Annotated in this window: 10 protein-coding genes, 1 tRNA gene and 1 pseudogene; 3 read left to right on the top strand and 9 right to left on the bottom strand. The window is 67.9% G+C overall.

What is annotated here, in order from left to right; all coding sequences use genetic code 11:
* Positions 1-535 precede the first annotated feature (535 nt).
* Positions 536-1,423, bottom strand: coding sequence for an MBL fold metallo-hydrolase (locus ACLNEE_RS10390; RefSeq protein ID WP_411423399.1), 888 nt, complete (start codon positions 1,421-1,423; stop codon positions 536-538).
* A gap of 90 nt (positions 1,424-1,513) precedes the next feature.
* Between ACLNEE_RS10390 and ACLNEE_RS10395 the strand changes: the two genes are divergently transcribed.
* From ACLNEE_RS10395 to ACLNEE_RS10405, 3 genes are all read left to right on the top strand, one after another.
* Positions 1,514-2,311, top strand: coding sequence for an ABC transporter ATP-binding protein (locus tag ACLNEE_RS10395; protein WP_411423400.1), 798 nt, complete (start codon positions 1,514-1,516; stop codon positions 2,309-2,311).
* Positions 2,312-2,319: 8 nt separating this feature from the next.
* Complete coding sequence (locus ACLNEE_RS10400; RefSeq protein ID WP_411423401.1) at positions 2,320-2,520, top strand: hypothetical protein; 201 nt, start codon at positions 2,320-2,322, stop codon at positions 2,518-2,520.
* A gap of 55 nt (positions 2,521-2,575) precedes the next feature.
* Positions 2,576-2,649: transfer RNA gene (locus tag ACLNEE_RS10405), tRNA-Pro, on the top strand.
* Between the two features lie 429 nt (positions 2,650-3,078).
* Here the strand turns inward: ACLNEE_RS10405 and ACLNEE_RS10410 are convergent.
* The 8 genes and pseudogenes from ACLNEE_RS10410 to ACLNEE_RS10445 form a co-directional block, all read right to left on the bottom strand.
* Positions 3,079-3,873: a hypothetical protein gene (locus ACLNEE_RS10410; RefSeq protein ID WP_411423402.1), complete on the bottom strand. Its 795-nt coding sequence runs from the start codon at positions 3,871-3,873 to the stop codon at positions 3,079-3,081.
* A gap of 164 nt (positions 3,874-4,037) precedes the next feature.
* Positions 4,038-5,156, bottom strand: coding sequence for a S1C family serine protease (locus tag ACLNEE_RS10415; protein ID WP_411423403.1), 1,119 nt, complete (start codon positions 5,154-5,156; stop codon positions 4,038-4,040).
* 114 nt (positions 5,157-5,270) lie between these two features.
* Positions 5,271-6,140 (bottom strand): hypothetical protein, encoded by an 870-nt coding sequence (locus tag ACLNEE_RS10420; RefSeq protein ID WP_411423404.1) that lies wholly within the window; start codon positions 6,138-6,140, stop codon positions 5,271-5,273.
* A 10-nt stretch (positions 6,141-6,150) separates the two neighbouring features.
* A complete protein-coding gene (locus ACLNEE_RS10425; protein ID WP_412007066.1) occupies positions 6,151-6,561 on the bottom strand; it encodes a hypothetical protein in 411 nt (136 codons plus the stop codon).
* A 60-nt stretch (positions 6,562-6,621) separates the two neighbouring features.
* Entirely contained in the window at positions 6,622-6,942 is a 321-nt protein-coding gene (locus ACLNEE_RS10430) for a hypothetical protein (RefSeq protein ID WP_411423406.1), read from the bottom strand.
* Positions 6,943-7,291: 349 nt separating this feature from the next.
* Positions 7,292-8,254, bottom strand: a complete 963-nt coding sequence (locus tag ACLNEE_RS10435) for a hypothetical protein (RefSeq protein ID WP_412007067.1) — start codon at positions 8,252-8,254, stop codon at positions 7,292-7,294.
* A gap of 81 nt (positions 8,255-8,335) precedes the next feature.
* The gene (locus ACLNEE_RS10440; RefSeq protein ID WP_412007068.1) at positions 8,336-9,880 is read right to left on the bottom strand and encodes a CHAT domain-containing protein; all 1,545 of its coding nucleotides are present in this window, start codon (positions 9,878-9,880) and stop codon (positions 8,336-8,338) included.
* A 117-nt stretch (positions 9,881-9,997) separates the two neighbouring features.
* A pseudogene (locus ACLNEE_RS10445) lies at positions 9,998-10,102 on the bottom strand (tetratricopeptide repeat protein); the annotation flags it as partial.
* Positions 10,103-10,104: the final 2 nt, after the last annotated feature.

Consider the following 10,104-nt stretch of genomic DNA (forward strand, 5'->3'; position numbering starts at 1 on the left):
CCAGCGGCAGCCCGATTGGCAGAGCTGCCAACAAAGCGTGACCCGGGCCCGGCCGCGGCTCCCGGCGCCGGACACAACAAAGCCCGGAGTGGAAACTCCGGGCTCTTGTCTGCTCAGCCGTGGTGCCCACCGGGAGGTTGGGGCGCAGCTGTGCGGTCGATCAGATCGTCTGATGTTGGGGTCTTCAGTTGGGGGGCGGAGCTGCCTGGCGATGGCACCTGGGGCCATGGCTCTAGTGGGGCTTTCCGAAGACTCCGGGGCACCTGGCAGCGGGATCAGATCCTGCCGGTGAGCGGTGCATTGGAGGGCTGGGGCGGAGAGGTGAAGACCTCGTCCGAGGGCCGAAGAAAGCCAGTGATCCTTTGAGATTGTTGGAGCAGGGTCCGAACGTCAGTTCGCTCCTTACACCTGATTGGGCGGAGTGTCGTCCAAGGGAGCCTCCGAGATCCGATGCCTCCACCATGGGCCATGGGCGCACCAGTGGCCAGGGGCGGAGGCCGGGTCGACATCGCTCTTCACGCCGGGCAAAACAGCTTCATGAACGGCCGTGACGACCGGCCTCGGCCAGGGTGGCGGCGATCGCCGTCGCCCAGCCGCCGGCCTCGAAGCGATGACGACCGCCGTGACCGGGCAGCAGCCAGCGCACGTCGAGATCGGCGAGCCGTTCCACCGAGGCCAGTTGGGTGGGCCAGTCCCACCAGCAGAAGGTGCGGGAGGCCACCAGCGCCCGGTGGGCCGGATTCCACCAGAGGTGATCGCCGCTGAACAGGATCTGCTCGCCCAGCAGGGCCACCATCGAGCCGGCGGTGTGTCCCGGCGTGGGGATGAGCCGCAGATCGGCATCGAGGTCCACCGGTGCGGCGCCCATCACCCGATGCTCGGCGTCGGGAGCGGCATCGGCATCGGCGGCGTGGATCCAGCGGGGAGCACCGAAGTGACCAGCCCAGCGGTCGTGGTCGGCCACGTCATCCCGGTGGGTGAGCACGATGGCCGCCAGGCCCCCGAGCGCCGCGATTCTCCGGGCCAGCTGGGCGTTGAAACGGGGACTGTCGATCAGCACATTGCCGCCCGCACGGACGACCAGATAGCTGCTGGCCCCGAAGCTGCGGCGCGACGCCCAGCCGCAGTAGTGGACCGCACCCGCCGGGTGCTCGGTGAGCAGGGCCGGGAAGGCGTCGGCCGGGGTCTGAGCCAACACCTGCCGTGGGGCCCCGATCGCCGCGACCGGGCAGGCCTGAAGGGCCTCCAGCGCCCGTCGGGTCTCGGCCGCTCCGACGGGCTGGTGGGACACCTGGGAACTGGAGCCGGTGGGGGCGAAATGGTCGGGATCCCACTGCCAGCAGGTGCCGCAGTCGATGCAGCTGGAGTCGACGTAGAAGGGGCCGGGGGCATTGCCGGCAAGGCGCAGACTCGGCCGGGCCATGGCCGCAGCAGGCGGAGCCCCACCCTAGGAAGCCGCGAAACCCTGCGGGCCAGACTGGGCGCCGCCGCGCCGGGCCCAGCTCGCCAACCGATGGCTCCCCCCTATCTCGAGCTGCAGGCCGTGAGCGCCCACCTCGGGCCGCGCCGGGTGTTCCACGATCTCAGCCTGCGGTTCGATCTGGGCGAGAACACCGTGGTGCTGGGGCCGAACGGTTCCGGCAAAAGCTCCCTGCTCAAGCTGCTGAGCCGCGAGATCTACCCGGTGGTCCAGGCGGGCTCCTGGTTGCGGATCTTCGGCAGCGAGCGCGTCAACCTGTGGGAGCTGCGCCGCCGCATCGGCCTGGTCTCCCAGGACCTGCAGAGCCACTACAGCGGCGGTGTGCTGGGGAGGGACGTGGTGTTGTCCGGGTTCTTCGGCTCGGTGGGCATCGGCCGCAGCCAGGTGCCCACGGCGGAACAGCAGGCCCGGGTGGCGGAGTTGATGCAGGAGCTGGGGCTCACCGGTCTGGCCGGGCAACCCTTCCGGCATCTCTCCGATGGCCAGCGCCGCCGCCTGCTGCTCGCCCGTGCTCTCGTCCATGGGCCTGAGGTGCTGGTGCTGGATGAACCCACCAACGGCCTCGACCTCAAGGCGCGCCACCAGTTCCTGGCCCTGCTGCGCCAGCTGGCCCGGAGCGGCACCACCCTGCTGCTGGTGACCCACCAGATCGAGGCAATCATCCCGGAGATCAGCCGCTGTGTGCTGCTCCGAGCGGGCCAGGTGGTCGGGGATGGACCGGTGGATGAGCTGCTGCAGGATGCGCCACTGAGCGCTCTGTTCGAGACTCCCCTGCAGGTGATCCACGCCGGCGGCTTTCACCAGGTGCTGCCCTCAGCCCCCTCCGCTTGAGACAGGCCATGGCAACGACCTCGGACCCAGTCCCCGATCCGCTCCAGGGGACGCTCGAGACCATGCGGCGGCGCCTCCGCAGCCACTCCCCCCTGGAGGATCTGGGGCCCCTGTTCGGACCGGAGGCCCAGGGCCGCGGTGAAAACCGTGCGGGGGAGCCCTCCCCAGGGCAGCACGGCAGCGACGGCAACTCTGCGAACAGGGGCTGAGCCCACCCCCAACCGCCGGCCCGCTGCCCAGGGCGGCACCTATGATCCCGGGCGACGGGGCGTGGCGCAGCTTGGTAGCGCGGGTGCTTTGGGAGCACTAGGTCGCAGGTTCGAATCCTGTCGCCCCGACTGACTTTTCAGGGATTGGCCAAGGGGGATGTGAGCAAACAGGTGAGCAAATCGCCGCTGTGCTCACTTGGCTGGGTCGCCCGCTCCAGTCCCCGCCTCGGACATGGGCTCTGGCGAACCCGCTGAGTCATCGCTGACCTGTGGATCAGTGATCTGCTCAACCTCGGCCTGGGCGGACCCCCTCCAGGACTGCTTGGAGCGGAGACGTGAGCAAACCCGGAGCAAAAGCTGGTGCTGGATCGGGGTGTCACCGCGCCGGCAGGAGCAGGGACCCAACGACAATTGATCACGCCACTCGATCCCCGAATCGAGGAGGAGTGAAGCCACAGGGAACGGGATGGATGCAAGCTCATGCGTCCTCCTGCTGGTCTTCGGCATCGATGCACTAGGCAGCGACCTCCTCGACAACGGGCACCTCGTCAACGACGCTCACTCGGAGCTGCGCCCCCAGTCCGGGGATGGCAGCCGTTGCGGGCCGCCGGAGATGCCGGAGCCGATCACCAGCCCGCCGCCAAGACCGACAACCAGGGCCAGGAGCGCGGCCAGCGCCGCCCTGCGGCGGGCACTGTGGCAACGGCGTTGAATCCGCTGCAGCAGCCGGGTGATGGCCCGGGCGTTGTGCGCCAGGCGGTCGTCGCGCTCATGGAGCTGAGCCTGCAGGTGCTGGATGTCCGCGAGCAGGGCATCGCGGTGCTGGGTGCTTCGCTCCAGCTCGGCGCGGGCATCGTCCAGATGGCGGGTGATGGCGGCCTTCTCGTTCAGCACCTCCTGCACCACGGCGCGGCTGCCGATGGCCCGTGCGATGACGACCACCGAGCGGGGAGTCCTGCCGAAGCCGATCACCTGCTCACGGGGGCGCGAGCAGCGGCGGCCCCTGATGCCCTCGGGTTGGTCGGCGGCGTCGGGATCCAGCGAACCCTTGGTGCAGTGCTGCACCTTGGCGGTGAAGAGCACCGTGTCACCGGCCCGCACACCGGCCTCGCTCCAGACCTCGCGGAGGGGGAACCACCAGTGATCGGGCTGGATCGGCGCACCCGATTCCTCCATCCGCAGCGAACGGATGCAGATCGTGGGCACGGTCTGCTCGCCGCAGGCGAAGTTCCCGAAGCGATCCACGATGCCTCGGAATCGGTGGACCTCACCCTGGAGCGCCGCCAGATCAAGGCGGCGCAGCGGCCCGCACACACGGCGGCGGGGACGAACGGGGGTCAGGGTCTGGCTCATGGATCGGAAGGGGCGGACACCAAGGGATCGTTCCGTCGGACCGGCCGTGATTCACATCCGGCGGCCGCTGAGGCTGGTGAAGATCGAGATCACCTCCGAGGCAACGGTCTGGGGGCTCTTGCTGGCTGTTTCATGGCCGACCCGGCAAACACCCCCCACCCTGCTCAGTTGAGGGAAGGTTCAAGGCCTGGCAGGAAGGTCACGCTGCCCTCGTTGCTGGAGATCGCCACGCCATCCCGGAACGACTCGAAGGCCCCCTGGTGGGTATCGGGCTGGCCGGCACCGCCCTTGCTGAGGATCTCCACGTCGCCGTCGCGCCAGAACACGTATGAGCTGCGGTAGCCATCGGCCCAGGCCACGTCGTAGACGGTGTGGCCGTTGTTGTTGAGGCGGGCGTTGATGCTGCAGCCGATCTCCTCGGCCCGGGGCTTCTTGTAGCTCTGGAACACGCAGCGGCTGCTGGCGGCCTCGGGGCCCGAGCCGATGCCGGTGCCGCTCGGAGGTGAGGCGGGAGCCGGGGCGCGGGCACTGCCGGAGGCGACCAGGAAGGGGGCGATCAGCTGGCTGGAGAGGGCGAAGTTCAGCCCCTCGGCGTCGACCCGTTTGAAGGTGGCCACGCCCATCACGCAGCCCCGCTCATCGAGCAGAGGGCCGCCGGAGTTGCCGCCGTTGATAGCGGCGTCGGTCTGCACCAGGTCGCCATCGGCGCGCAGCTGGCTCACCACCCCGCGGCTGAGGCTGAACTCGAGGCCCTTCGGGGCCCCGATCGCGAAGACGTTCTGGCCCACCTCGGGTGCAGCCGAGGCGAGAGCCAGCGGCGTGCCGTGGATACCGCTCACCTCCAGCAGGGCCAGATCAACCCCGGGATCACTGTTCCCGGCATCGGCCACCACGGCGGCCACTTCGCTGCGGCCATCGCTCCAGTTCAGCTGCACCTGGCCGTAGGGCCCCACCACATGGGAGTTGGTGAGCAGCAGCGTGCGGCCACGCTCGTGCTTCACCACGAAGGCGCTGCCCTGAGTATCGGGCGTGTGCACCACGGCAACCGCCTCGCGGGAGGCGGCAAAGATCTCCTGGGCGCTGCGGGCTGAACCGCTGCAGGCGGCAGGCTCTGTGCGGGGTGATGCCGCTGGCGCTCTTGGCCGGGCCGGCTGGGATGCCGGCTGCCGCCAGTCCGACGACTCCGCCGGGGCGCGGCCGCCGCCGGCGACGATCACGCAGCCGTTGAGGGCCAGCGCCACCAGGCCGGTGGCAGCCAGGGAAGCGAGCGAGCGGGTTGTCATGACTGTTCACTCTCTGACTCCAGCCTCTGCGGCACGGCAGCAGCTGCCATCCCCCATCCCGGGGAGTGATGAGCGCACGTGTGAATCGGCGGTCATCGGCGGTTCCTGGTGGGATCAGGCGATGGCCATCGCCGGCCGCCAACCCCGGGGCGCGCGCTGGTCGTTCACATTCGCCTCGGTGAAGCGCTCATGGCGAGGCACGGCCTTGTAGTTCAGCCGGCGGTAGACCTCCTCGGGGAAATCCAGGTCGGTGAACACATCCAGCAGCCGCAGGGCCAGCCCGAGGCAGGCGTCGGTCTGGCGCCACACCTGCGCCTCGCTGAGGCGCAGCACGGGGATGCCGAGCCGCGCAGCATCGGCGTCCTTGGCGTCGTCCTTGCGCTTCTGCTCCGGGGTGGAGTGGAAGCTCTGGCCGTTGTCAATGCTGCAGGGCTCATCGATCTCGATCGCCAGGATCTGGCTCGCCTTGCCCGCCACCACCACGATGTCGTAGCCGGAGGCATAGGTGGGATCGCTGCCGCGGCGCAGCCAATCGTTGTGGGCTTTGGTGCCGTGGAACATCACTTCCCGGTAGACATGGCTGTGGGGTCCCAACAGGCGGGAGAGGGTTTCAGTCAGCGCCTGGCTGAAGTTCGGCACGGTCCGGCCCTGGCGGGTGCCCTGGAACTCCTCGGTGAAAACCCTTTGGGAGGCCGCGAAGGTGCGGGATGGATCCCAGCCATTGGCGATGTTGAGCGCCTCGGCGATCTGGCCACCGCTGGCGCCCACCAGGGCGCTGAGATCGAAGCTCACAAGGTCGACGTGCTCAAACAGCTCACCGAGGCCGCCCAGCAGGGCGCTGGTGGCAAAGGCCCCGAGAAACTGCGCGCCCAGGTCCGGCTGCTGGGTCACGACATTGGCGATGGCTGGATTTTCCATCAGCCACGCGATCGAGGCGTGGTCGCCCTTGGGCGCTGCGATCAGGGGATAGGTGGAACGGGACATGGGGATGACTTCAACCAAAGAGGGAATCGAGTTCGTTGCGGGCGCCGGCATTGCGCTGCACCGAGGAGCGGGTCTGCTCCTGCAGGCGCTGGTCAGCGTCCTGGCCGTCCTGCTGACGGTTGATCTCTCCGCCGACGACATGGCCACCGGCGATGGCGGCGGCATCGGCGGCGACGGCCAGGGCACCAGCGCCGGGGATCAGCATCGAGACGGCGACACCGGCGGACTTGGCCAGGGTGCCTCCGGGGTGTCGTTCGAACTCATCGACGTAGGCCGCCACCCCGGTGGAGGCCGCTCCGAAGGGTGTCCAGAGGACCTTTCCGATGGCCTCTAGGGGATCTTTGGAATCGTTGATCCATTCGCCGTGATCACGCATCCAGTTCTCCCAGATGGAGCCGGAGGCGTCGTTGAAGATGGGCATGGAAACAAATGGTCGGAAGGGAAGAGAAGGAAGACAGGTCGGAGGACCACAGGCGTGACGTCACACCGTCGCCGCCTGGTTGCGGCAGCGTGAGATCACCGCCCCACCTGGACAGGGCCCTCCCGGAGCAAAGAAGCCACTCACGTAATCGAGCAGCTGATCAGGGTCGGTGAGAATGGCCTGCATGGCCTGATGCTCGATCTCGAGAGCTTTGAGCTGCTTCTCATCGAGGCTCTTGTGTTCCAGTGCCTCCAGCAGGAAGTCTTCGAGCTTGCTGGCGTAGGTGTTCAGCCTGGATGGGGCCTCAGGACCGAAGTGCTTGAGCACCTGCAGCGACTCATCGCTGAGGTTGCTCAGATAGGAATCGTGGGTGTCGGACATCGGTGGCAATGGTGGGAATGGGATGCGGTTCTCCTGGCGCTGCGGCCATGGACCGCTCAGTGGGATGGGGAAGCGGGCTTGTGCTGGTCAGCCAGTCGGGACCGCAGCCGAGCGTTCTCGGCCTTGACGTCCTGGAGTTGGGCCTCAAGCAGATACCGTTCGATCCGGCGCTGCATGGCCATGAGATAAACAGGAAACAAGATCATGGGAACGTGAAGTGCGACTTGAATCGGGAAGAAAGGGAGAGTGATTGCGGAAGGGAGTGCAGGAGCAGCGCGCCTGCGTGAGCTCCTCTCGTTCCGGCGTTGGCCCGCTGATTCCGGGCATGGGCCGGTGATTCCAAGGAGCTTCAAGCCGTGCGGTGGCTGCCGGCTGCCTGCTCACTGGCCTTGCTGTAGGCCGAGGCGATCGAGATTCCCGCCAGCCCCAACCAGCCGATCGGGCCAGCGCACACCAGCACGGTGGCCAGGGCACCCTTGCCCACCACTTCCAGGCTCTTCTGGTTGTATTCGGCTTCGCTGAGCTGATCTTTCTGGGTGAGCAGCATCACCGCATCAGGGGCCACAAGGCCAATGCCGGCGGTGAGGGGATTGGCCCCCAGCACCGCCTGGGTCACGGCTACAGCGGTGCCGCGCACCGCTCCGTTCACAGCGCCCTTGGCGGCGTCTTCCACCATCTGCGCCTCGGCCTGCTCGGCCAGGTCGTGGCGGCCGGCATCACGGAAGCCCTGGGCCTGGGCCCAGCGGTGCGCCACGGCGATGCCGCCGCCCATCACCCCACCGAGGGCACCGGTTTCCAGCGTGTCGCCGGCCACCTCAGCCAGGTCGCCGGTGACGCCCGGTGTGGCGGCTTCTGCCACCTCGAGGGTGTAGGCCTCGGCCTCGGCGACCTCCGCCTCGCTCATCACCCGATCGCCAATGCGGGCATTGAGCGATTCGGGGCCGTAGACGATGTTGCTGGCATCGGCGCTGCCGCCCTGGGCATGGGGCTCGATGTGCATCGCATCGATGCCGGGGTCGTTCACAACGGCCTCAATGCCCTCGATCGACCCCCTGGCCTCGGCGGGCACGGCCTGCTCAAACAGCTCCTGGGCTTCCGCCAGGCTGCGGCGGCCGCCGTGCATGCCATCGGTGCGGAGCTGATCCACCACGTGGCTCGGCAGATCCTCAAAGGCGATGGAGCGGTAGGCCTCGAGGCCCACCCACGTGCTGGCCGCTGCTGCCGCCGTGATGGAGGGGGTGGCAGGAACGGATTCCAGGGCCTCACGGATCAGAGTGCCGGCCTGGTTTCGGGTGTAGCGGTAGAGGGTCATGGCTGACCTGGGCTGGGGTTGAACCACCGCCCCTCGTTCCGATGGATCGGGGCTGATTCCGGGGCTGCCGGCCCAGCCCGTTCAGAGGCCCTCGATCGGCCGCCAGTCCCCCACCAGCTGCCAGGCCGCCCAGTAGTAGGGGTTGCTCCAGTCCTCCCCGGAGGGGGATGGCACCGAGCCGCTGCGGAATTCCGCCTGTACGGCGGCGAGGGCCTCACTGCGACCCTCGCCGGCCTTGAGGCGCTTGTACAAACGGCTCATGAACTCTGCGGTGGCCCCATCGTCCACCTTCCACAGCGACAGCAGGGTGGTGCGGGCACCCGCAACGGTGAGTGCTCTCTGCAGCCCATAGAGCCCTTCTCCACTTTGGATTTCGCCATCGCCCGTGGAGCAGGCCGAGAGCACCACCAGCTCGGTGCCATCCAGCTGGAGAGCGGTGGCCTCCAGGGCCGTGAGCAGCCCATCGTCGTTGGGATCGAGGCCGGGGTTGTTGGCCCCGGCCAGCACGATGCCGCTGCGCAGGAGCGGGTCTTCTCCCTGGAACCGCGTAACCTGGCCGCCGCTGGCGAACTGGGCAGTGCGGGGATCCTCGGGCTGGATCTCCTGGTCCTTCTCAAAGAACCCATGGCTGGCGATGTGCAGCACCCGGGGGCCCTGGCGGCGCTGCAGCAGGCTCACGGTGGCGGCATCGCCGCCGATGGGATTGGTGCCGAGCAGCGCGGCGATCTGCTCACCCTCCTGAGCTGTGGCGGGCAGAGCCTGCCAGCGCTTGCCGCTGAGTTCGCCCGAGCGCTGCTGGGGGTGGGTGGAGGCGATCAGAGTGGAGGGAGCGGCCTTTCCGCGGTCGAAATTGGGGTTAGCGATCACCACCGGAGCCTTTCCCGCTGGTGCGGGTTGCTGAAAACGCACCAGATCCCGGCCGGTGGTGATGAGGCGGAGCTGCACCGAGCGCGCCAGCACCTCACCCGGCTGGGATGGAGAAGCCAGAGCCGCAAACGGCACCCGATGCAGTTCAGCATCGGGGGAGAGGAACAACTGACGACTGCCGCTCAGGTGAGGGGCCAGGGGTCTGAGGACCCGATCGGTGACCTTGGCCCACAGCTCAGATGAGTCGCCTTGGGCCTGAGCGGTGGCCCTGAGGGCCTTGGATATCGCCTGCTCAATGGGCCCCGCCTCACCGAGAGGCACCACCTTGATGGCTCCGTCGGGCTTGAGGATCAGGGCCAGGTAACGCTCAGGGCCCCATCGTTGTCTGGGATCAGGGCCTCCGAGCCAGGGCCGGAAAGGCTGAAACTCCACCAGCACCCCATCGCTCGGCAACGCAGCAGCGGCCTGATCGGGCTTGATCCGGGGAATCTCCAACTCCGGCAGCTGGCGAAACAGCAGTTGCTCCAGGTCATTGCGCTGCAGGCGTAGGGCTGCGCGCCGCTCCGGGGGCAGCTGCACATCGCTGATGCGGTTGTTCAGTGCCGCCCGCTGCTGAGCCAGGTCCTTGGTAGGCCCCGGAGCGCGACTGAGGCTGGCCTGGGCCTGCTCGATCTCCAGCAGGAGGCCATGCTGTAACAGCCGGGTGGAGAGGGCCAGGTCCGGGCCAGAGGCAGCACGATCAGCAAGGCTGTAGGTCAATTCCCAAGCATTTCCAAGGGTGTTTCTCAGAGCTTGGCGTTGGGCCAGCGGCTTGCTGGGACCTTCCCGGATCAACCAGTCCGCCTCGACCGATAGGCTTTGATTGACAAGGGCAGCAGATAAATCTGGTTTGCCCTGATTGCTGTAGAGGACAGCCAGGTTGTTGAGGCTGAGGGCGGTACTGGGGTGATCGGGGCCCAGGGCTTTTTCGTTGATCGCCAGCG

Source organism: Aphanothece stagnina RSMan2012, assembly GCF_046764815.1.
In the GTDB taxonomy this organism is placed as follows: Bacteria; Cyanobacteriota; Cyanobacteriia; order PCC-6307; family Cyanobiaceae; genus NIES-981.